At 36.4% G+C, this 24,800-nt stretch carries 13 protein-coding genes; 6 read left to right on the top strand and 7 right to left on the bottom strand.

Annotated features, from left to right (window positions below; all coding sequences use genetic code 11):
• Window positions 1-86: HU family DNA-binding protein (locus VKY47_RS06075; protein WP_324311238.1), on the bottom strand; the 86-nt coding region annotated here is incomplete at its 3' end.
• 134 nt (window positions 87-220) lie between these two features.
• On the opposite strand from VKY47_RS06075, the gene mutY reads away from it, so the two are divergent.
• The 4 genes from mutY to gldD all read left to right on the top strand — a co-directional run bounded on the left by mutY (window position 221) and on the right by gldD (window position 3,761).
• Complete coding sequence (mutY, locus tag VKY47_RS06070; protein ID WP_324311236.1) at window positions 221-1,261, top strand: A/G-specific adenine glycosylase; 1,041 nt, start codon at window positions 221-223, stop codon at window positions 1,259-1,261.
• A gap of 93 nt (window positions 1,262-1,354) precedes the next feature.
• A complete protein-coding gene (locus tag VKY47_RS06065; protein WP_324311234.1) occupies window positions 1,355-1,801 on the top strand; it encodes a single-stranded DNA-binding protein in 447 nt (148 codons plus the stop codon).
• A 30-nt stretch (window positions 1,802-1,831) separates the two neighbouring features.
• Window positions 1,832-3,136, top strand: a complete 1,305-nt coding sequence (locus tag VKY47_RS06060) for a gliding motility-associated protein GldE (RefSeq protein ID WP_324311232.1) — start codon at window positions 1,832-1,834, stop codon at window positions 3,134-3,136.
• Between the two features lie 43 nt (window positions 3,137-3,179).
• Complete coding sequence (gene gldD, locus VKY47_RS06055; RefSeq protein ID WP_324311230.1) at window positions 3,180-3,761, top strand: gliding motility lipoprotein GldD; 582 nt, start codon at window positions 3,180-3,182, stop codon at window positions 3,759-3,761.
• A 15-nt stretch (window positions 3,762-3,776) separates the two neighbouring features.
• Here the strand turns inward: gldD and VKY47_RS06050 are convergent, their stop codons facing one another.
• A complete protein-coding gene (locus tag VKY47_RS06050; protein WP_324311228.1) occupies window positions 3,777-4,787 on the bottom strand; it encodes a TolB family protein in 1,011 nt (336 codons plus the stop codon).
• A gap of 189 nt (window positions 4,788-4,976) precedes the next feature.
• Between VKY47_RS06050 and VKY47_RS06045 the strand changes: the two genes are divergently transcribed.
• Both VKY47_RS06045 and VKY47_RS06040 read left to right on the top strand, forming a co-directional pair.
• Window positions 4,977-5,537: a LemA family protein gene (locus VKY47_RS06045; protein ID WP_324311227.1), complete on the top strand. Its 561-nt coding sequence runs from the start codon at window positions 4,977-4,979 to the stop codon at window positions 5,535-5,537.
• A 65-nt stretch (window positions 5,538-5,602) separates the two neighbouring features.
• Complete coding sequence (locus VKY47_RS06040; RefSeq protein ID WP_324311225.1) at window positions 5,603-7,333, top strand: DUF2207 domain-containing protein; 1,731 nt, start codon at window positions 5,603-5,605, stop codon at window positions 7,331-7,333.
• Window positions 7,334-7,622: 289 nt separating this feature from the next.
• Here VKY47_RS06040 and VKY47_RS06035 read toward each other — a convergent pair whose 3' ends face one another.
• The 5 genes from VKY47_RS06035 to polA form a co-directional block, all read right to left on the bottom strand.
• A complete protein-coding gene (locus tag VKY47_RS06035; protein WP_324311223.1) occupies window positions 7,623-10,028 on the bottom strand; it encodes a T9SS type A sorting domain-containing protein in 2,406 nt (801 codons plus the stop codon).
• 480 nt (window positions 10,029-10,508) lie between these two features.
• On the bottom strand, window positions 10,509-12,539 hold the full coding sequence (locus VKY47_RS06030) for a fibronectin type III domain-containing protein (protein ID WP_324311221.1): 2,031 nt from the start codon (window positions 12,537-12,539) through the stop codon (window positions 10,509-10,511).
• 17 nt (window positions 12,540-12,556) lie between these two features.
• Window positions 12,557-19,132 (bottom strand): carboxypeptidase-like regulatory domain-containing protein, encoded by a 6,576-nt coding sequence (locus VKY47_RS06025; protein WP_324311218.1) that lies wholly within the window; start codon window positions 19,130-19,132, stop codon window positions 12,557-12,559.
• Between the two features lie 12 nt (window positions 19,133-19,144).
• Window positions 19,145-20,860, bottom strand: a complete 1,716-nt coding sequence (locus VKY47_RS06020) for a hypothetical protein (RefSeq protein ID WP_324311217.1) — start codon at window positions 20,858-20,860, stop codon at window positions 19,145-19,147.
• 882 nt (window positions 20,861-21,742) lie between these two features.
• On the bottom strand, window positions 21,743-24,604 hold the full coding sequence (gene polA / locus VKY47_RS06015; RefSeq protein WP_324311215.1) for a DNA polymerase I: 2,862 nt from the start codon (window positions 24,602-24,604) through the stop codon (window positions 21,743-21,745).
• Between the last annotated feature and the right edge of the window lie 196 nt (window positions 24,605-24,800).

Genomic DNA, 24,800 nt, shown 5'->3' with positions numbered 1-24,800 from the left:
ATAAATGTTTCAACAGTTGCCTGAACATCACCTTTTTCGATTCCTAATTTTTCAGAAATTTTCGCTACTAAATCAGCTTTAGTCATTTTTAATCTATTTAAGTTACTATTAATTATTTAAAGGGATGCAAATATAGGAATTTAAAATTCAATATTTCAAACCTAATTCATTTAAATTTAATGTTATAAACCTTTATTTTTGCTTTCAAGTTACATAATTAATGACTATAACAAAAACTTTAATATCGTGGTACTCAAATAACAAGCGCGATTTCCCTTGGAGAAACACCACAAACCCTTATTATATCTGGTTATCAGAAATAATTTTACAACAGACTCAAATTAAACAGGGATGGCCTTATTATGAGGCTTTTGTGTCCAATTATCCAACTGTTTTTCACTTGGCAAATGCCAACGAAAGCGCCATTTTAAAATTATGGCAAGGTTTAGGTTATTATTCTAGAGCCAGAAATTTACATGCTACGGCAAAATACATTGTAGCCGAATTAGATGGTGTTTTTCCTAAAACTTATAAAGAGCTGTTAAAATTAAAAGGTATTGGAGATTATACGGCAAGCGCCATTGCGTCTATATGTTTTAACGAAAACACAGCTGTTTTAGATGGGAATGTCTATAGGTTTCTAGCTAGATATTTTGGAATAGCCACACCAATTAATACAACAACAGGATTTAAAACCTTTAAAGCCTTGGCGCAAGATATTTTAGATAAAAAAAATCCTGCAGAGCACAACCAGGCCATAATGGATTTTGGCTCTAGCCAATGTTCGCCATCAAGTCCAGATTGCACGGTTTGTCCTTTTAATAGCACTTGCGTTGCATTTAAGGAGGGCACAGTAGCTAGCTTACCTGTAAAATTAAAGGCTAAAAAGCCAGCCAAAAAGTATTTCAATTTCTTGGTTTTTGTGTCCGATTTTGGTGAAACCATAATTGAAAAACGCGAAGGAAATGGTATTTGGGAAAACCTGTATCAGTTTCCCCTTATTGAAACCAAAAAAGACCAGGATGAAAAGAGTTTTCTTATCGAACTAGAAAATCATGCGCTTATAGAAGACTTGGATTATAAGTTGTATTTATATAATGAAACCAATATTATCCATAAATTATCGCATCAGCACTTATATACCAAATTTTGGGTTATTACCGTTAAGCAACTGCCTGATGCTGGAATTCCTATAGAGAAAATTAGAGATTTTGCTGTCCCGGTTTTAATTGAAAACTTTATAGAAGCCTTCAATTTTTAATACTTTATGAATCCAACTCATAATTTTTTATTAATTTTAAGGAAATGAAAAGCATTTACGTAATTTTGCTGCTTATAAACATATAAATAGAGTATGTCTGGAACATTAAATAAAGTGATGCTAATTGGTCACTTAGGAGATGAGGTAAAAATGCATTATTTTGATGGCGGAAATTGTGTCGGACGTTTTCCTTTGGCAACAAATGAAACCTATGTAAGCAAGCAAACCAATGAACGCATTAGCAATACCGAATGGCATAATATTGTAGTAAGAAATAAAGCTGCGGAAATTTGCGAAAAATACTTGTCCAAAGGGGATAAGGTGTATATTGAAGGCAGAATAAAAACCAGAAAATGGCAAGATGATTCGGGTAACGATAGATATTCTACAGAAATTCATTGTACGGATTTTACCTTTTTAACCACTAAAAAAGAAAGCGAAAGTCAACAAGGAGCCGATCAACCAGCCCAAAAACCTGCGGACACTAACAAAAATCAAATAGAGCAAGAAAGAGAAGATCCAGACGATCTTCCATTTTAAGTATTTATTGTATAATTAAAGACATAACCATTGGACCCTGAACCCACGAGTTTATACGCAGTCATGTTAACAATCGATTTTACGATTGTTTTTGGCTTTGTATTGCTTATAATATTACTTATGTGCTCGGCACTAATTTCTGGAGCAGAAGTAGCTCTTTTTTCTTTAAACAGAACCGATATAGAAAACGGACTAAAGGATAATCCCAATAAATTTAAAATTATTTCCAGCTTATTGGAAAGGCCTAAAAAGTTGCTGGCAACTATCTTGGTAGCCAATAATTTTATAAATATTGGAATTGTGATCTTGTTTGCCTACATGGGCAACTTTTTATTTGTAGGCATTCTTAACCCTATATTGAGATTTGTTGTGGAAGTGGTGATAATTACCTTCCTAATTTTGCTTTTTGGCGAAATTTTACCTAAAATTTATGCCAGTAGAAATAAAATCAAATTTTCTAATCTAATGGCTTATCCGTTAAGGGTTTTAGATGTTGTTTTTTCACCTATTAGTTTGCCTATGCGCAGCATAACCCTAGGAATCCATGGAAAATTGGGGAAACAAAAATCCAACTTAAGCGTAGGTCAACTCTCTCAAGCCTTAGAATTAACTAGCGACCAGGATACCACACGAGAAGAACAAAAAATACTGAAAGGAATTGTGTCTTTTGGTAATACCGACACCAAACAGGTCATGCGCCCTAGAATAGATATTTTTGCTTTAAATATCAATCAAAAATATATGGATATTATTCCAGAGGTTATAAGTCATGGTTATTCTAGAATTCCTGTATATGAAGACAACATAGATAAGATAAAAGGAATTCTTTATGTTAAAGACCTTTTGCCTTATATTGATAGAAAACAATTTGATTGGACAACCTTATTAAGAGAACCATTTTTTGTTCCAGAAAATAAAAAGCTGGATGACTTAATGGCGGCATTTCAAGAAAGAAAAGTGCATCTTGCAGTTGTGGTAGATGAATATGGTGGGACTTCTGGATTAATTTCGTTGGAAGATATTATCGAGGAAATAGTTGGCGATATTAGCGATGAATATGATGATGAAGATTTGGTGTATTCCATATTGGACGAAAAAAATTATGTATTTGAAGGTAAAACACCCTTAAAGGATTTCTATAAAATTATTAGATTGGAGAACGAAATGCTTTTTGAAAGTGGAAAAGGAGAAGCCGAAACCTTAGCTGGTTTTGTTTTGGAGATTTCTGGAGGTTTCCCAAAAACAGGTAGTAAAATAGCATTTGATAACTACTTGTTTACAGTGGAAGCTTTAGACAATAAACGCATAAAACGGCTTAAGGTAACCTTGCCATAAGTCTTTTGGATATGGAATGCTTATTGGTAATAATATTTAGTAAATGAAAAATAGTTTTTTAGTTATCTGTATTCTTTTAATATGTCTGTCTTGTGGCCAAGATCCTGTGCCAAAGCCTCAAGCTTATTTAAGATTGGAATTTCCTCAAGCAAGCTATAAATATCTTCAAGCAGACCTTCCATTTACTTTCAAGAAAAACGACTTAGTTAGTAAGGTTGAAACTAAAATCATGCCTGGACCAACTGAGAGTTACGGCGTAACCTTACAATATTCGGGGCTAAAAGGATCTATTTATCTAACCTATAAAAGCATCGACAATAATCAAGAAAATTTAATGGCTTTTTTGCGCGATGCACAGAAATTCACTCAGGAACATACTAGAAAAGCCGATGAGATTATCGAGCAACCTTATATTAACGAGGACAGACAGGTTTACGGTATGTTATATGAAATTGGTGGTAATGCAGCCTCGCAATCCCAGTTCTATGTAACCGATAGCATCAAACACTTTTTAACAGGATCCTTATATTTTTACACCAAACCTAATTACGATTCCATTTACCCAGCTGCAAAATATCTAGAAAAAGATATTAAGCAAATTATGGAAACCATTACTTGGAAATAAAACCTAATTTTCATTTCAAAGTGCAACAGCTGTTACGGTCGATCGTTCAATTCCATGATTAGATAAAATGGGTTGTTTGTCGCCACCATTGGCACTACAACTAAAAAGGCTGAATGGAGGTGGGTCAAAATATCCCAAGACATGAAATAGCAATCTTTGGCCATCTGGGGTCCAATTTGGTACACCGTTTACTTTCCCATCATGAAGCACTAAAACGTCTTCCGTGCCGTCTGGGCGACATTTATAGATGTCATGATTAACCGTAATAATTAAATTCACAAAAGCCCCTTTGCTATAGGCAATCCATTCTCCGTCTGGAGACCAAGCAGGATCGTAGCAGTAGGTATCATCAAAAGTAAGTCGGATGGGGTTTTCCAGACGCATCGTTTCCCTGTTTAATGTGGCTTGATAGATTTCTGCCTTTTCAGGATTTCCTTCATCATTAAGGTCCGATGGCCCAACATAAACCATTTTAGTACCATCAGGAGACCACGCTGGATCTGCAACTTCATGAGTAAATTTGGAAACAATTACAGGATCGCTTCCATCTGTATTGAAAACTACAATACGACCTCTGGAAACCATATCATTTATTTCTGGATCCTTACACTTTGCAATCCCCATAATTTTTGTTCCATCTGGCGACCATTTGGCGTGGGCCTGTATTTCCCATTCATACGAATGACGTGGAAGTATAACTTGCCCATGACTGCCGTCTATGTTAAAAATCATTAATTCGGCGGTTGCGTACGAGTTTACACCAGCGTTTTTTGGCGATCTATAACATAAAAACCTTGTTTTGTCCGGACTTACTCTAACCCACCAATAATCGTAGTTATTATCATTTGTTAGATTGGTTTCCCGTACGCCATCGAAGGAATAAATTTGTAGATTTTCGTTTTCTTTTCGATCATAAAAATAGGTCAAATTTTGACCTGGATTTGTAGGTACGTTTACAACCTCGTCATCAGTACAAGAGAGAAGACTTAGAACGATTAGCGATAGTATTTTGATATTCTTCATCATGGTTGCTCGTTTTAAGAGGTATTTACTAATAGTTCAATAGATGATAGGACACATAAATTCTATTTTCTCATCAGTAAAGAATAAAATATATTATCTTAGTTGTTCATTTTTATACCAAATAGGTCATCAAAAAATGAAGATTTTAACCTAATATATTTCAATAATTAACGAAAAAAAACTGAATAAATTATGAGTATTGTACTAATTCTTTTTGGAATCGTAGTGGTGCTAGCGTTTTTACTAATAAGCATTTTCAATCGTTTTGTAAAAAACAAAAATGTTGTTAAAGACGCTTGGAGCAATATTGATGTCGCTTTAAAACGTCGATATGATCTTATTCCCAATCTTGTGGAAACCGTAAAAGGGTATGCTGCTCACGAAAAAACGACATTTGAAGCTGTTATCACCGCAAGAAATACAGCTATGTCTGTTCCTTCTGGCGATATAAATGGACAAATAAAAGCCGAAAATCAACTTCAACAAACCTTGCGTAGCATTTTCGCTCTTAGTGAAGCCTATCCAGATTTAAAGGCTAACACGAACTTTTTGGACTTACAGAATAAGCTGAATGAAATTGAAGAAAATCTAGAGCGCAGTCGTCGTTATTACAATGGAACCGTTCGCGAAAACAACATCTATGGTGAAAGCTTTCCTGGCGTTTTGTTTGCCGGTGTGTTTGGGTATCAGCATTTCGACTTTTTTGAAGCCGATCAAGCTGAACGTGAAAATGTAAAAGTAAGCTTCAATTAAGCTGGTGATTTGTAAATTAAGACGTTAGTGAATAACGCCTATTTGGATTTTTTAAAATGGCTTATATGAATTCTGAAAGAAACCCGATCTTCAACTCTTTAGTTAATAGGAGATATGCCCTATGTATCTTTGCGATTCTGTTTTTTCTAAAAGGATATTCGCAGGATTTTGAGGTGAATAGCGCAAGCGTTGATATATACATTAGCGAAAAAGGTTATTTTGATGTGGTTGAAAATTACGAGCTTAATTTTACGGCACCAAAACATGGAATTTATAGAGACATTCAAACGAAATACGATTTATTGACCGCCGAGGGAAATCAGGAAAATCGTAAAATTAAAATTAGAAAGATTGAAGTTCCTGGCCATAAGTTTAAATCGGATCCTGATTTTGTGCAAAAAATAAGTGATAATCTCGAAATCAAAATAGGAGATAAGGATATCACAGTTAGTGGACCACAACATTATGAAATTAAATATCGGGTTTATAATGCGTTTCTTTTTGAAAACGAACAAATTAGGTTTTATTGGAATATAAAACCCCAGGGTTGGAACGCTGTTTTTCAGGGTTTGCACTTCACTGTGCATCTTCCCGAAAACACAGAGACAGTTTTGGACGATTTCTTTGTTTACTCCGGAGACAGTGGAGAAACCGTTATGAGCACCGAGTTTGACATAAATTATCAAAATGGTGTTTTTACGGCAAAAAGTCGTCCTGATTTTCTTTCGATCCCCGGGCAAAGCGTCACTGTTTTGGTGAATCTTCCAATAAACTCTATAAAGGAAATTAAACCGCTTTGGTCTTTTTGGACTGATTATGGTTGGACCTTAATTTTAGGTGTCATGCTCGTTACTTTTTATTGGATTTGGAATAAATTTGGTAAAGACGATAAGGCGGTAGCAGCTATAAGTTATTTTCCGCCAAAAGGTATCGATCCTGCTATGGCTGGGTTTTTAATAGACGATAGTGGGGATACCGAAGATCTTATTTCACTCATTCCAGATTGGGGTTCTCGAGGCATTATAAAAATGGAGGAAATCCCTAAAAAAGGCTGGTTTGGAAAGTCGGATACAAAACTTACCAGATTAAATCTATTGCCTAAAGAGGCGCCAACTTACGAACAGGAAATATTTAACGGACTTTTCGGAAGTGATTCGGAATTGATGGAAAAGGAAGTGTTGATAAGCAGCTTAAAAGATTCCTTTTACATTAAAATGGCTTCAGCAAAAGAACTTTTAAAGAATGAAGCTCAGATTTATTATGACCCTATTGCAAAGAAAATGCAGACACGAACTATGGTTGGGATAGTAATTATCGGTTTGCTTCTTTTTGGTCTTTTTCTTGTTACTTGGGGACTTTTTGCAGCATTGGCTATCATTCCAACTAGTATTTTTCTTTTGACAATGAGCGTACATTTAATAAAGAAAAACGCCAAGGGAAATAGAGCGCTTTCCGATCTGAAAGGTTTTAAACAGTTTATAAAAGTTGCTGAAGAAAACAAATTAAAAATGCTCTTGCAGGAAAGCCCTTCTTATTTCGAAAACACCATGAGTTATGCCCTGGCCTTTGGTTTGTTTAATCAATGGGCCAAGAAGTTTGAAGCACTCAATTTGCAGCCACCTAATTGGTATAGCTCTACAACTGGAGCGATGACCATGAATAATTTTTCCAATTCATTTTCAAGTTCTATCTCTTCTGCTAAATCTACAATGATAAGTTCACCCTCTAGCAGTTCGTCCGGGGGAGGAGGTTCTTCTGGTGGCGGATTTGGCGGTGGAGGAGGAGGAAGCTGGTAATTAAAAGTAAGACTTCTATGTTTTTGTTTATATATAAAGTTGATAAAACTTTAGATAAGATTTCATAAAATAATTATCATGTTTGAGTTGTATCTGGAGGAGTTATTAGTCCATATTTGTTTAGAAAATATACAAGGGAAAACACACTATGTATAGAAATTAAGTACAGAATTTGGGATAGAGCCTTAAAAATAGTGTAAGTTTTAAATGAGCAAGATTTTATTGAAATTAGAATTATAAAAAAGAGAGCAACTTAAAATGTTGCTCTCTTTTTAAAAATCAATGGCTTTTAGTATTTGATTATTCGTTTAGTAATACTTCCTTTTTCTGAAGTAATTCGCATTAAATAAATACCACTAGCATATTGGGATAAGTTAATATCTTTATTGGATTGCATCTGTTCTAAATTAACCGTTTTTAAAACTCGCCCGTTTATATCTATTAATTGAGCAGAGATTAGTTTCACTTCATTATCAATAGACAAAGTAATGATGCCTGTTGTTGGGTTAGGTGTTAATAAGATGTTATTTAAATCTAACTCATAGGAAGCCATACTTAAAGTATTGTCATTCACATCCAAATTAAACATGCAGGTATTTGTGTTTCCAACACCATCAGTAACCAAATAACTAATTTCATGCACACCATGTGCCAAACTTGTCCCTGGCGAAGGTGTTTGAACAACACTGGTTACACTGCAATTATCTAAAGCGGTTACAGAACCTTCTACGTAATAATCCGGAAGTGTAAAATTCCCTGAGCTATTTACAGTAAAATCTGCTAAGCAGGACACTGTTGGATTTTCATTGTCCTCGATAGTAACTGTAGATTCACAACTTTCAATGTTACCGGCATAGTCCTTTCTATTTAAGGTAATGGTATGTGATCCAATATCGGCGCAATCAAAATTTCCATCAAATAAAAGAGGCGTACTATAATCTATATGGCCATTAAACATGTAGGGATTAGAAGAAATTCCAGCAAATGGATAAGCACTATATGCGCCCTCATATATTTCTAGATTGGAATTGCTTGTCCATAAAGCACCTGATAAATTACCTTGTTGGAAAAGCATGCCTGAAGCATCTGTAGAGGTGATGTAAAAGGAAACTGTTTCTCCTCCAGCAACTGCTATGCCTAGTGTAAGGTTTAGTGGTGTTACAGTAAAATCACTTACAGATAATGTGCTACTTGCTAGCAGGGTCCATGAAGCAGCATTAAATTGAGAACCAGACCACGAACCTAATTTGTAATAGACCTCATATGTTGCGTTTCCACCAACATTTGCTGTGTTAAATGGTCGAATACTAAAAGAATTGACTGTTATAGGGTCTTTTGCTTTCACATCAAACATATAACCAGGGCCATAAACCTGAGCAGCGTTAGCTAAACTTAAAGAGACATTGGTGAAACCATTTGTCATGTATTCAGAAGCTAAACCACAGCTTCCTACTGCAGAACCTCCATCTATATTGGCCGGAGTAATAGTTGCTAATCCAGAGTTGTCCAACGAAATTGTAGGACTTGCACAGATGGCAGAAAGTGCTACATTATCTAATACTGTTACTGTAGTGATGCAAGAATTTGAAAATCCATTAGGATCCGTAGCAGTTAAGGTAACTATTTGGTCCCCGGTATCCGAACAGGTGAAAAAGGCTGGGCTTACCAAAAACGTCAACGTATCGCCATTAGGGTCTGTTGTGCCTCCATCAATATTAGCTGCGGTAATGGTTACATCACCACCAGCTCCTAATACGGCATTATAAGTATTACATACCATGGTTGGTTGGAATAAGTAAGCTCTTGTATTTGATGGATCGTCTTTCCCCATATAAAATCGCATTCTGGATTCAGCTTCTGGAGAAAAATTGGACACACATGAAAAAGGTTGATTATAAGACATAATCTGTGTTTCATCTGCAGCATAAGGATCTCCATTAGAATCTGTACCTGAACTATAGGCACAAGAACTTCCATTGACATCACCGAAAGTTCCAAAGCCATCAGCTGGCGTATCGCATAGTAAATCGCCTGCGGCAGAACAATTGGAGCCATTTACTAATTCTGCTGCAAAAGCAGTTTCAAACGTATGCAATAGTCCAAAATAATGGCCCATTTCATGAGCAACAGTTGCTCCATTTTCAGCAACACTATTATTTACTACAACAAAATAGTCATTTGGTAACGCCCAAGGGAATCTTGCATAACCTCCAACCGGATTTCCGCTAGATCCATAAGCTGTGTTTACAAAATAAGCATTCACCACATTTGGCACATTATTTAATTGCAGGATGTTGTCTCCTTCCACATAACCAGATCCAGGAGAGCCACTAGTACCTAGCACCATTAAATCGGTGTTATCTATATAGTTAATTGGTAATATATCTAGTGTAATACCATAAGGTAAGTATTTGTTTCTTGCGGCAATAATGTTATTCATAACGGTCGTAGCATTTGGTCCGCCAGTTCCAGCATTGGTTCTTACAATATGTGCTTGAAAAGCCACAGTAATTAAGCCTGTTGGAGAGACGTCTGCACGCCTGAGTAATTCAAGGTCCTCTTGAAGAATTCTAGCTTCTTCTGGCGTAATGTCTGGCATTCCACATACTATTTGAGCACTTATTTGAAGTGAACAAAATGTCAAGGCAAATGCAAAACATATTTTTTTAATGTTAAATTGTAAAGTTTGTTTCATGTGGGTTAGTGATTTTAATTTAATAATTAATAGCTTGGATTATATAAATCTTGATTTTTTCAGGATTTAGGCGAAAATAATTTAATTAATTGAAATAATCTTTGCCGCTTTCACTTTAATTATAGCGTTTAATGTACAAATCGCATTCCTTAAGCAAATGGATTGTTTTCCAAATGGTTTTTAGCTAGATGCTTGATCTGAATAAGATCTTGAGCTATGTATTTAGGGAAATTTTGTTGTTTTTAATAGACAACCTTAATTAAGAATAGTTTTAAAGACCATGTAAGAGTGATTGCTTTAGTAGGCGTTTTTTTGGATATTTTCATTTTCAGCTGGAGGGTGCTGATGTCGTTGATAGCCCTTATTACTAAAACTCACAAAAATTGAAAAAGATAAAAGAGAGAATTAAGTGAAATGTATCTGGTGAAGCCCAGACTTTGACTACACTAAAACTTCAAAATAATTCTCTCTTTTACAATTTTATTGCCTTCTTATTAGCTGTTCGCTACTTTTAGGGCCTTCTGTATCATCGCTCTTAACGGAAACAACATATTTGTAAAGGATGTTTCCTTGAACGTTTTTGTCAATATAAGGTGTAGATGGATTTACGGTTGCTACTTTATCAAAACGATCCTTATTTATGGTGCTTCGGTAAATAACGTATTGTCGTGTACCAGCATCATAAGGTTTTGCCCATGAAATCTCTATCCCAGCTTTTAAGTTTCTAAGTGAAATATTAGCAGGAGGATTCAAATATTCTTTAGTATTAGATGAAACACCTACAAAAGGAGAAAGAATACTTTGATTTCCCCAAGCATCTATAGAGCTTACGGCATATTCATAATTTTTACCTGATGTTGTGTTTGTATCTAAATAGGCAGGAAGTTCAATCGGTTTATTGTTTGCCAACTGGTATTGTTGTTCGCCTTTTTCTCTTCGATATAGCACATAACCTATAATGCTATTATCTTTCACTCTTGTGTTTTCCCACTCTAAGCTCACGCCATCTGGCAAATATTTAGCTTGAATGCCGCCAGGAGAAAGTAATACAATAGGCTGACGAAGAGATACAGAAACAACCGATGAGGTATCACTCATTTTCTGCCCATTATTTAACACTTGGATGGCGTAGGTATATTGACCAGAATAGGATTTACTAAATGTGCTATCTGAATAAGAATGTTGCTTAATCGGTCCTGAAATAACCTTCAAATTGTTTAATGACGTGCCTCTTAAAACGTAATAAGCAAAAATATTTAGTTCTGGATTGGGAATCCATGTTAACTCAACCTGGTTTTCTTTAACAACAGCTTGTAAACCTTGCGGTGTTGAAGGTAAAACATCTTCGCTAACCCCTTTGTATCCTGACGCTTCAGTAAACACCATAGGTTGCACTCCAGGTAAGTCGAATAATAATGGACGTACCTTATAAAAATAGGCGGAGCCTGGAATAACCTGCTTGTCCATAAATGTGTTTTTTGAAGAAGGGATGGTATCCAAAACCACATAATCTCCTCCCAATTTTCGGGACTTTAATATTTGAATGGCTGTGTAATAAGCTTTAGAGGGTAGCTGGTCCCAATGCATCATCAAACCATTTAAGGTATCGGTTACGCGTAGATTTTCAATGGGTGCTATTTTATTCTTATCGAAATTTATAGCATACAAGGTGTCTGAAGGTTTTCCAAGGTTTCCTGCTGCATCAATTGTACGTATGTACCAAGCTAGATTACCATTAGGAGCCAACGTTTCTGAATGATAAACCGATGCACTATTTGTTGATTTTTGGTTGGTGAAAATGCGTGCGTTTAGAGTGAAATTTTCTTCGTTGTTTTTTCTTGAATAGAGTTGAGCATACATAGGAACTTCTTCCTTTTCAATCCCTTCAGCTTCCCATTCTGCAGATGCATTATCTTCAAAAACGTTATACTTCGAAAGTTTGAATTTGGTTGAGTACTCAGGAAGGCTTCCATCCAACGATTCGGAATAGATGTTTTTTTGAGTTCCCGATTCATTGGTTCTATCAAAATGATAAGTAACCTGATCGCCTGGTTTCCAGTTGGTATCCGTATATAGGATGCCCAAATGTTTCTGCAATTCTTGTGAGATTATCAGTATACCTAAAGTGTCCCTTCCATAGTCTCTTATAATCTCATATGCATTTTGCATATTATCTGTTTTTAGTTGTTTTAGAATATCTGCTTTCAACATCGGACTCAATTCTTTTTCCATTTCAGCGCCAGAGGCAGGAAACGAGATACTGGCTATTTTTTGATCGTTTTTCCCTTTTAAACCACTTTTATATATAGTAATTATCTCATTAGGAGCAGGTAAATTGTTTTTTCTATTTTCCTGTTTGTAGTTGAATAATTCACCAATAGCCATAAGCACTCCATCGGGTCCGGGAAGCAACATTTTGGTTTGTTTTTCCTGACTATGTGCACCCATACTTAGAGTTAAAGTAAATGATGCTAATAGTATTTGGATAAAATATTTTTTATAATTTTTCATGTGATTATTTTTTATAATTATCTACAAAGATTGCCGCTATTACTTCCACCAAGACCTCCATCGAGCTTTAGGCCAGAAGATTGACCATAATCAATAGATGCATGTGCACTAACACAGCCTTTTGCTCCAAAATTTAAATACCAGAACCCAGAGCTTGTTGTCCAATCATTGCACTTCGGATTTAAACTTCCAACCTTAAAGGTTAGTTCTGCTCCAACATTTCCTTTGAAAAACCATCCTTTTTGATGGGTACGTCCTCCTGCTAAACTAAAACAAGCATCGAAACCTGCAGACATGCAACCCTCCCAAACAGAAAGGTCAATACAGGCTTTTGCTGAGGCACTCAATGATCCGTTAAAGCTTAATAAATAATCACCTTGTGCAAAGTTGAAAAGTAAGCATATATCTGCGTGAGCATAGTAATCTGCTGAAAAACTCGCAATCCAGAAAGAGCCACCAATTTTAGGTCGAGGAGGCCCAATATCTAGTCCGCCATAAGCATATAGTCCAGAAAAAACATAATTAGTAGAAACTAAACCATCATCCATATTTCGAAAGTATTGGGAAATATCATTATCGCCATGTTTAGGATTTTTTACATTGGCGCCTATTGCAAACTGTCCATTTGCATTTAGAAGCCCTGCTACTTTAATTTGGGTGTTAACCCCTAAAAAAGCATAGGTATTGTTCTTGTTCCAACTTACACGCATCAACCCATTTAACTGGGCTTCACCCAAACCTTCCATAGGCTTCATTTTGGCATCTACAGTAACTACAAATAATTTTGAAGGGAAATTTAATTCCAAAGTAGATTTGGCTAATGCAAACTTATCGCCTATGATAACTTCCGTATTTCCTTTGATTATTGGTCCGGATTCTACAGAAAGATTAATAGGTGCCAATTTAACAGCTTGCGACAAACCTGTAATCGAGGCTTCTCCTGTAATAGTAACTTTAAATTTATTATTTCCTGTATTATAATCAAAACCGCCTCCCACTTTGGCTATGGTTACCGCACCAAGAGGAATAGGCACACCAGCAACAAATGTGGCTCCCATATCTATACCATTAGCTTCCTTGAAATAATGGAAATTAATATCTGCGCTTATAGAAGTGCCAGGGATTTCTAAATTTCCGCCACCTGCAAAACCATTATCTCTTAGATCAAGTTCTAATCCGCAATTAATTACTGGAATATCGAGATTGGCAGCAATTTTGCCAATTATTAATTCAGCGCTACCACTTTCCGTTGCTTGAAATTTAATATTACTTGCACTGAAGTCAAGGAAAGGAATTTCGGTATTAAGTTCTCCCAAAAGTTCAATATAAGGCATTTGACCTGTGGCATTACTTACAACCAAATCGTTTATATTAAAAGAAGCAAAACCAAAGTCTGAACTGAAGTTTACAGGCGCTTGAACAGAAAAGTTTCCGTCGGTTTGAATTTGAAAGCGTGGAATTTCAATCTCTTTGGAAATTAGTTTTTTAAACAGCATATCCACAGCTCCAGATAAACTATAAACACCACTATTACCAATTTGTCCAAAACTAAGGTCGGCGCCATTGCCTTTTATTAAGGCAGCATCAAATAAGTCGATACCATTTTGAGTCACTTCAAACTCACCTCCATAAACCCCATCTTTGGTAATTCGTAAATTAGAAAACTCTAAGGAAGACAAATCTGAATACGGAAGTTTTACTGAGATTTCTCCACCTAGTTTTAATCCACTTTCATTAATTAATAACGAACTTAAAGCGCCTTTCCATCCTCCTATTTCCAGTTCTGGAAGCTCATCCGTTGGTATGTCAATCTCTGTTATTGCAAATGTGCGGTTTAACTTTAGCGTTTTTAATGTTAGATCTAGAGATTTTACAGGACCAAACTGTGGTGTTTTAATTTCTCCGGCAAGTTTAAGCCCATCTGGACTAACAGTCGTTTTAGCCAAATCCAGTATCACTGTAAACCCGTATAACTCAATCTTAACAGGTTGTGTTCCTTCTGCTGCTAATCGGAATTCCAGATTATCAAGATCTACAACATAGTTTTGAGCGGTATTCACGGCATCATCTACACCATCCGGTATAGAAACACCATTAACTACACCCTGCGCTGCATTGGTTACTGCGCCTTCTATGTTTTCCATGTTTTCGGCTCCTAATCCTGGCATGCCTGTAGCGCCTTCTCCTAAGAATATCTCAACCGATCCAGGAGTTGATTGATCTTTGGTAATAATTTTTGGTAAATGGTCCTTTATAAAGGTGATGTTGTATTCTCCCAAAATCCGATCCACATCCAATTCCAACTGACCACTGATACTTCCCCAACCTTTGGCATTTTTTATTACAGCTATTTGCTGCCCTCCATTTTGAAATTTTAAAGGCAAATAACCAAATAACGTAAGTGGTAAAGCCATTCTGTCTGTTACAACTTTATTGTTTTCTGGAATAGCATTTCCGTCTCCATCAAAGGTGACTTTAATATTTGCAAAGGGAAGAGAAAGGCGACCGTCTGGTTCAAAAACCGATAAATACGGTGTAATATTCACAAAACTACCTGTCCATATTTCTGCTCCATCGGCTGCTGCCTCTGCTTTTTCTAATTCAATATCAAAACCTAATAACTGACTGATATTTTTTCCGCCGCCATCTTCAAGACTAAAGTTTCTTTCAACATCTGTATTCTTTTGGAACGTGATGTTTTCTTTTTGAACCATATAACCACTTTTAGCCACACGTATTTCTTGCTCTCCAGATGGTACATATAGTTCATAAGCGCCGTTTTCTTTTGATAATGTTGTTATGTATTTTCTACCTTCTACAGAAATATTTACACTATCTAAAGCGGTATTATTACTCGTTACGGTTCCATATAATCGGACTCCTTTTTCCAAAAGTAAAGTCATTTCAAAAAGCTGATTATCGGCTCTAAGGTCCACTGATGCTTCTAAAGGAAGATATCCCGAACCTTCTCGAGGAATAAGTGTCACGTCTACTTGTCCTCCAAAGCCTTCATATAACCATTCACCACTTACATCAGTAACTCCAGATGTATCAAAAAGACCGATGGTTACCCCATCAAGTACTTTATCCCCATCACTTTCATCTTTTACAATAAATTTTACCCGAGCTCTTTTAACGTCTAGATAACCTATTTCACCCATATCCAGAGTGCTTGCTGCATAAGAATCTGTATTGGTAAAGGTGTTGTTTAACATAGCGTTAAATCCTGAAGCTGGTACTGCCACTTGATTAATGCCAGCCGTAGCTTGACCAAATAAAGCAGGTGTCATTAAGTTCCCATTAGCTATCGCCATTTGCACGGTAGATGTTTGGTACATGCTTTGATAAAAGCCAACTTCATTACCACTGTTTAAAGGTGCGTTATTTGTTGGCGCCTGAGTATTATTTGAAGTTTCCACCGTACTAGACTCTAAAACTAAAGGCGAATCCACCTTCACATGATTTGCTTCAATATGGACTTGTCCTTGTCTTTCTACATAGCCTTGTTTTTCAACAATTAAAGTATGGGTTCCAGGATAGAAGCTTGTTTGGAAAACCCCTGTGCTACCAGTCTCGAAAAACGCATCGCTACCTTCGAAATGTAGTTTGGCATCCGCCAATGGCTCCCCATCGGCATCTACAACTCTTCCTACTAATGGCGTTACTTCAGCACTTATTTTAAATTCTTTATATTCAATGACACCTGAAGAAATAGAGGTCTTGAATTTTTTGTTTTCGGGATTTACAGCCAGATTACTATACTTTTGAGGTACTGAGACCAATTGAATGGTAAATTCGGCATTTGGTTTCAGAGTAGGTAAGTTTCCAATATAATAATTACCCGACTCATCGGTCTTGGTTGAATAATAACCATTGTCTACCGGCTCAGGAATTATCAAATTTGCGATATTAGCGGGCATTGTGGCAATAGTTGTAATGGAAATAGCTGGCATAACAGTGAATTGTGTTGTTGCCATATTACCAACCATTCCAACTGTACCAGATGTAGCTGGAGCGCTTACTTCTACAGGAGACGAAATTCCAAAAGGACTTTGAATGGATCCATAAATTAACGGATCTATAACCCCTTGTCCTGGTAAATTTATTTGTCCTGGTCTAATAGTATTTATTATGGTTGTTATTTCGGAATCTGTAAGTGGTGGTGGTCCTCCAAACAATACATCCTCCGGATTATAAGTTACTTTTACAAGGGCATCCTTTATAGATACTGTGTTTTCTCCAGCATATAAGGCCACACGACCTTTTACAGCAGGCTCGGTGAAAACGGCATCATAACCAGCTTTCACTAGCATAACATCGCTTTTTGTAATGTTTTGAGGAGTTACTCGTAAATCTGTTTGTAAATTTTTTAAATTTTCGGCAGATGATTCTACAACCACATGAAGACTTCCTTGATAAAATAGTTTACCAAAGTCAAATATCTGTGCGTTTGCCTCTCCTTTTCTTATGCTATCCACAGCCACCAATCGGTATTCTTTTCCTTGGATGGTTTTCCTTACTTTGGCTTCAGGCGATACGTTACCTTCTTGTTGTAAATAGGAATTTGCCTCTATTTCTTGAGCTTCGCGATACAGAAGCACTTTTGTTTTACCTAAGTTGGCATCGCTTCCCTGTAAAGATGGGGCATTTATGGTTGCAGCAAAACGGTAGGTATTTGCAAGAAGTATTTTTTCTCCTAGATTGATATCTTGAAGTGAATCTATTTCACTCATTTCTATATTGTACGAGTAATCGTAAAATCCGGAAGCACTAACTGTTAATACAAGTTCTTCATATTGATCAAAGCCTGAAAATCTTGGATGAATAAAATCCAGCGTATAATTACCTTCAGAATCCGTAATTCCAGACGCTAATACTTTTAAAGATGTATCATTGATATTTGTTGAGCTGTAAGAATTATCTTGGGTTGTAACATTTCCAGAAATATTAGGCAATGTAATATTTGTAAGTCCTGGCCAATCATTAACCGTGCGTAATCCTGCGTACTGCAAGTCGTTTTGAATGGTATATGGCATATATCCAGGGGTGGTGGTAAAAGGTGTTGTTGCTGTTTGTGACTGCGATGTAGAAGCTGCTTTCTTCTTTCCTTTTAAAACAACAGTTACATTGCTTAAAGGAAATCGTTTTTCTGCCATAATACTTCCAGAATTCTCGAATTTATAACTCAAAGAGGAAGCCGCATTTGTACTAATAACATTTTCGGCCGGTTCATTTGGTAGTAAGGCGACCACGGTATTCATAGGTGGAAAATAAGTTTCCAAGGTACTAAAGGTCGTAGAGAAATTCAATGTAGGATCTGTCTGTGCCAAGGCGGCATAATTCTGCGATTGAATGGCTGTATTACCAAGATATACACCTACAGGCGTAGTTGCTATATTGGCAATAGATGGCAAGGTTATTTGTGTATTGGAGATCATTCCTGCTAGAGCTGTAGAGGAATATGAGGTAGCGGATTCTTTTGAGAAATCAACTTCAGATTTTTTAAATGCCCATAACAGACGCCCGTTAATCCGATTGGTCGCAAACTCACTAGGGTCTTCATTTTCCTGTATAGTTATGGGTTCTGCGGGTTGCAGGACTTCAGTTTTAGGAAGCACATAATTTAATCCGGCTATCTGACTATATCCATCATTGGCAATCTCCAAGGGACTGCCTGGCATAGGCCTGAAATTGGTTTTGACTCGTAGGGTATAGCGCTCTCCATTCTTAAACACATTCGGAAAACGCAAGGTGTCTAATATAAAAGTGGTGGTAGGTATGTTTTTTTTGTCGAAAACTGGCGGGTTGTATACCGCATCACTTATGGTTTGTCCAGGAAAAACTTTACGTATTTCTAAATCATAATTCAAAGCACCAAGAGGCATGCCACAAGTAGTGGTAGGCGGGGTCCAACTAAATTGAATTTGAGAGGAATGAGGCGTAAAATCCTGAAAACCACTATTGGATTGCATCATTGTAGATACAGGCATAATCAATTGCGGAGCTGCAGCCTTATAACATATAATAAAGACGGCACAACCTGTTCCAGGGGCAGAGAGAGGAGCAGATTGTCCTGGATTATCGTAATCGTAGGCCGTAACACAAATACGATAAGTGCCTTCTGGTAATTTATAATTAAAACCTCCTTGACTCAATTGGCTTAAACTCGTATTGTTAAATATCAAATCACTTTGTGAAAAACCTCCAAAAGCATCATCTAGCATGGGTTGATTAAGCCTTATCATTTGTTGCGGATTCATCAAGACTGGATTGGAAGGTTGGTAACCTGGTCTTAAGGTAATGCTCATAGGTCCCGGAGATAAACGCTCTATGGTTCCAGAAAGTTTGACACGCTTCTGTGAGTTACCGGAATTAACTAAAGTAACGGCTAGGTGACTACTAATATCCTGATTCAGTTGACCTGTTCTGTTGCCCATAATATTTGCCTTAATCTGTGGGAGATATGGAGGCACCGGCTGCTGTACATTCGTGTTTACTTGAATGGGATATTGTGCATAAGTATTAATGGGAGTTAGGCCCAATATTAAAACAAAGGCAACTAAAAGTCTTGATAATTTATCTATATGATTCATGGTCAAATGAGTTTAAAAATTATAAGCATACGTAATGCCGCCAGACAACATCTTACTATTGACGGCATAGGGTACGTGATTTATGTCATTTAGTGGATTCAAGTTTACTGGCGGTGTAATCATGTAGCTAGCAAAAATGCCAATAGAGTGACTATTGAAAAGCAGATAACTACCATTAAATGAAAAGGTGTAGTTATTGCCTGTAGCAGAGTCTGAGGCTTTGTTCAGAAAATATCCAACGCTACCTTGTAAGTTTAGAGTGCGCGCTTTTAGCAATTGTACGTTTCCGCCAACATTAAAACCTAAAGATTTGTATTGACTGTTCTGCTGCTCATAAACGCTGTACAGAACGGTGGAATTCACATCAAAATATTTTTGGGTAAAGTAAAGACCGTAATTAAGGGAAGCAGATACATTGTTTCCGTTGGTTTGATCTTTAGTAGTGGGATTCTGATCGTTTAGGTTCGTGTAAGTAAAACTACCGCTAATGGTATGTTGATGTACGAGATCCGAAAAGTTTAATGATGGAGCTAGCACAGCGGTTATCATCGTCTGATCCAATCGTTGTAAGTCGTTTAATTCTAACAAACCATCTTTCTGTAAAATCCGTACACCTGTCATATTCATGTTGATATTCAAATGCTGGTTTACGAAAGTATTGAGTGAAAGGTTTCCCGTACGAGTCACTAATCGAGAACTAAGCATGTTTTGCAAATTATTATGTTGACTGTTAAAAGCTGCGTTGAGGTTTATTTTTCCTTTATTAAAGCTGGTATTTATGTTGGCGCTAATCATTTCAATATCGTCTAAGGCATAAGGCACACCTAATGATTTAAAATCGGGTTCTACGCGACGATACCCCAAAATGGCATTAAAATTATTCAACATAAGGGCCAATTGGACTTGTCCTGACCAACTTATCACCGAGCTGGAATTGATAGGAATAAGCTTTTTTAGAAAAGAGGGCACCTGTTTATTGCCAATGCTGTCAACGGTATTATATGATAGGTCTCGACTTAGGACACTTACGGCAGCATCTCCAGTTAAGGATAGTTCTTTAGTTAATGTAAACTTCCATGAAGTTCCCATAACACTGTTTTCTTGAGGTAATACAGTTGTCAAACTATCATTTGCTCTTTCTATAGAGTTTTCATCATCCTTGGCATGAAAATATTGTAAACTAAAATTTGTATGATCTCCACCAATACCTGCTTTTACACCATATCCGATACGTTTATATTGTGGTTCTATTGGACGTTCTGAGTTATTCTCTTCACTAATGGCCTTATTTAATCGACCATAAAAAGCTCCGAAGTATAAATTTTTAGGAGTTAGTTCTATGCCGGTCCCCATAAAACTTTGTCCATCGAACACCAAAGGAGAAAAAGAAATGTTCCGGTAACCAAGGTGTAGTTTTATCCATTTATAAGAAGGACTGATGCCAAACTGTGTAAATGCCGTGGTATAACTTTCAGAAAATTGTGATATTGCAAAAGAGAAGGGAAGGGAAATGCCATATACTGAAGGCGTAAAATTACCATACAAATTCCAGGAAAAAGGATCTCGAGTTGGAAACTCTTCGTTGGAGGTATAGCCATTAGCACCTCCTCCAATATTTCCATTAAAAGTAAACGGCTTTTGGTCTTTTAAAGTGCCAATATCCTGCGCTTGCAAAAACTGTGTCATAAGCAATGAAACGACTATCCAACTGAATAAGTTTTTTATCATAATAATTGGTTAAGCGCTTGTATTCATGCTAACGGGGTGTAGGACTCCATGACCTTTTTGCTTGTTTTTCTCAAGCTAGGTTACTGAAACTTGTCTTTATATTTATTTTGCTTTAAGTTTGAAAAATAAATAGCCAAAATCCGAACTACGCTACAGTGGATTATTGTATGTTGTTTCAAATTTATGGTTAGTTAATCATCAGTGCTTACTCTGTGAGGCGAAGGTGGGTTAAATGAAAAACAAAAGCAATAGCCGTTGAGTATCTAGGGCATATGAGTTAGTAATCGGCATTTATTAGTTATTAATTGGGAAATAAAGAAAGAATATATGGGCCTACCAAGAAGACAAAATGAAATTGATTAAATGTAAAAAGGCTGTTTTATAGCCTAAATATAAATCCTAAGTACCTTTAAGTTTTCTGACATATTTGTCGATATTATCATTCGATTCAGGGCTTGTAAGTGCTCTAGGAAGAAGCGGGTAGATCGTATGGTTTAATTTTGAGGGATTCAACTCTTACCTGTTTGTTTTTTAGTCAATTATAACGTGGAAAACCAGCGGCTTTGTAAATGTATTCATTGTTCGTTCTTATAGAAAAATGAAATATTATAGGAGAGAAAGTGGATTGTTTAAAAAATAATGGAGCGGATATATAGAGCGATGTCTAAGATGCGATGAGTGCACATTCAAATCTATTTCAAGAGAATTTACCTACGCTTCTGTTTGAGGTAGCAAAACAGGAAATATGAAGGTACAGCTTAGCCATACATGCTAATAAAAGTTAATTCTTTTAAATGTATCGCAGTTTTAATAGAAGTATTTCAGATGTTAATTTCTTGCTGGCCGTGGACAGGAAACTTCAATTTATCCTCAAGCTTTAAATTAATGCGCCTCCAACCAATTGTCTCCAGTGTCTAAATCCACAAGCAAAGGAACTTCCAGTTTGAAAGCCGATTCCATTTCAGATTTAATTAAAGGTTTTATGGTGTCTAATTCAGATTTGTAAACGTCAAAAACCAATTCATCATGTACTTGTAAAAGCATCTTGGTTTTAAAATTTCCAGCTTCCAATTTGTTATGAATGTTAATCATGGCAACTTTAATAATGTCGGCAGCACTTCCTTGAATAGGTGCGTTTACAGCATTTCGTTCTGCCGCTCCGCGAACTACAGCATTTCTAGAATTAATATCTTTTAAGTAGCGTCTACGTCCTAAAACGGTTTGCACATAACCATGATCGCGTGCAAAATCGACTTGTTTACCAATATAACTTTTTAGTTTCGGATAGGTTTCGTAATAGGTGTCAATCAACTCTTTAGCTTCAGATCTGGACAAGTCGGTTTGATTGCTCAGTCCAAATGCCGAAACGCCATAAATAATTCCAAAATTCACGGTTTTGGCGTTGCTTCTTTGTTCGCGAGTAACTTCATTTAAAGGCACATTAAATACTTTCGATGCTGTGGAAGCATGAATGTCTTCACCATTATTAAAAGCTTCAATCATGGTTTCTTCTTTACTTAAAGCAGCAATAATGCGTAATTCTATTTGAGAATAATCGGCAGCTAATAAAATGTAATCTTCGTTTCTTGGGACAAACGCTTTTCTAACTTGTCGGCCACGCTCGGTTCTAATAGGAATATTCTGCAAGTTCGGATTGTTGCTGCTCAAGCGTCCTGTAGCTGCAACCGTTTGCATATAATCTGTATGCACACGCCCAGTTGTTGGTTCTACCTGAAGAGGAAGTGCATCGATATAGGTGCTTTTTAGTTTTGCCAAACCACGATATTCCAAAATATGCTTAATAATTTCATGGTCTTTAGCGAGGTAAGATAAAATATCTTCGGAAGTAGCATATTGACCTGTTTTGGTCTTTTTGGGTTTGTCTACCAGTTTTAATTTATCGAATAAAATATCTCCCAATTGTTTTGGGGAAGCAATATTGAATTCCTCACCGGCTTCTTTATAAATATTTTTTTCTAAGGTTTTTATATCACTATCTAACTGTTCTGAAAGCGAATTTAAAAATTCAGAATCTAAATTGATGCCCTCCAATTCCATATCTGCTAGTACACGTAGCAAAGGAATTTCAATCTCATCAAAAAGTTTTTGGGTGTTTGCTTCACCTAGTTCTTTGGTGAAATGTTCTTTTAATTGTAAGGTAATGTCGGCATCTTCAACTGCATATTCGGTTTGTTTTTCTAACGAAACATCTCTCATGGAAAGTTGGTTTTTCCCTTTCTTGCCAATGAGTTCAGTAATGGAAATAGGTGTGTAATTCAAATAGGTTTCTGCCAACACATCCATATTATGTCGCATATCTGGATTAATAAGATAATGTGCTAACATGGTGTCAAATAATTTACCTTCAACTTTAAGGTTATATTTTCTTAGTACTTTGAGGTCGTATTTTAAATTCTGACCTACTTTTTCAATGTTTTCTGCTTCAAAAAACGGTCGTAATTGTTCAATAAGTTCTTGCGCTTCGGTTTTGTCTTCTGGGAAAGGCATATAATATCCTTTTCCAATTTCCCATGAAAAAGCAATCCCAACCAACTCGGCTTCCAACGAATTTAAACTAGTGGTTTCCGTATCAAAACAAACACTGCTTTGGTTCATTAAGTTTTTAATGAAAAGTTTGGTTGCCATTCCTGGTGCCACACTCTGATAGAAATGCGACGTGGTTACAGCCGTTTTTCTTGTAAACTCTGAAACTGGTTCTGTTGTTGTTTCAGATGAAGAATCGCCTCCAAATAAGGAGAATTGTCCAAAACCTGCGGATGCTTGTTCTTTTGGAGTGGCTTTTATTTGCTTGTCTGCGCCTGAAGTTTCCGTCGAACCATTGGATGCCACGGCAGCTTCTGAAGGAAAAGTCTTTAAGAAATTATCAATCAAACGTCTAAACTCTAATTCCTGAAAAATATGGGTAACGGCTTCAATATCTGGTTCAGACATTTCAAAATCGGCTTCATTAAATTCCACAGGAACATCTAGCATAATAGTTGCTAGTTTTTTTGAAAGCATGCCTAAGTCTTTGGACGCTTCCACATTCTCTTTCATCTTGCCTTTCAACTCATGGGTGTTTTCCAATAAACCCTCCATGCTGCCATAAGCTTTAATAAACTTTTTGGCTGTTTTTTCACCAACGCCTGGCAATCCCGGAATATTGTCGCTGGAATCTCCCATCATACCAAGAAAATCAATCACTTGTTCAGGTCTCTCTACTTCAAATTTATCTTGTACTTCTGGAACACCCCAAACTTCGTAGCCTCCGCCAAAAGATTTAGGTCTGTACATAAAAATATTTTCCGAAACCAATTGAGCAAAATCCTTATCTGGTGTTACCATAAAAGTTTTATAACCTTCAATTTCTGCTTTTTTAGCCAGAGTTCCAATAACATCGTCTGCTTCAAAACCCTCTTTTACCATAATAGGAATGTGCATGGCTTTTAAAATATCTTGAATATAAGGTACAGCAATTTTAATGGCCTCAGGGGTTGCATCACGATTGGCTTTGTATTCTGAAAACATTTCAACACGGTCTGCACTGCCACCTTTATCAAAACAAACAGCTAAATGATCTGGTCGTTCTCGCTTAATAACATCTAAAAGGGAGTTCATAAAACCCATAATGGCAGAGGTATCCAAGCCTTTGGAATTGATTCTTGGATTTTTTATAAAAGCATAATAGCCACGAAAAATTAAGGCGTAAGCATCGACTAGAAAAAGACGTTTTTGTTCAGACATGGTATAAAATTAGAAAGGATTTCAAAGCTACGAAAAAGTTATTAGACCTATATGTTTTTTGACAGCTACACTTTTATTTTTTTATATAGATACATAGTAAAAACAGGATTGACTTTGAATCAGACTTCTCTAGTAATTCATATGGCTACTTAAGGGAAATTTCCTTTAAGGTTTATTCATAGTTGCCTTATGGATA

This window comes from Xanthomarina sp., assembly GCF_035306705.1.
GTDB lineage: Bacteria > Bacteroidota > Bacteroidia > Flavobacteriales > Flavobacteriaceae > Xanthomarina.
This window is presented reverse-complemented; position numbering and strand designations above follow the sequence as displayed.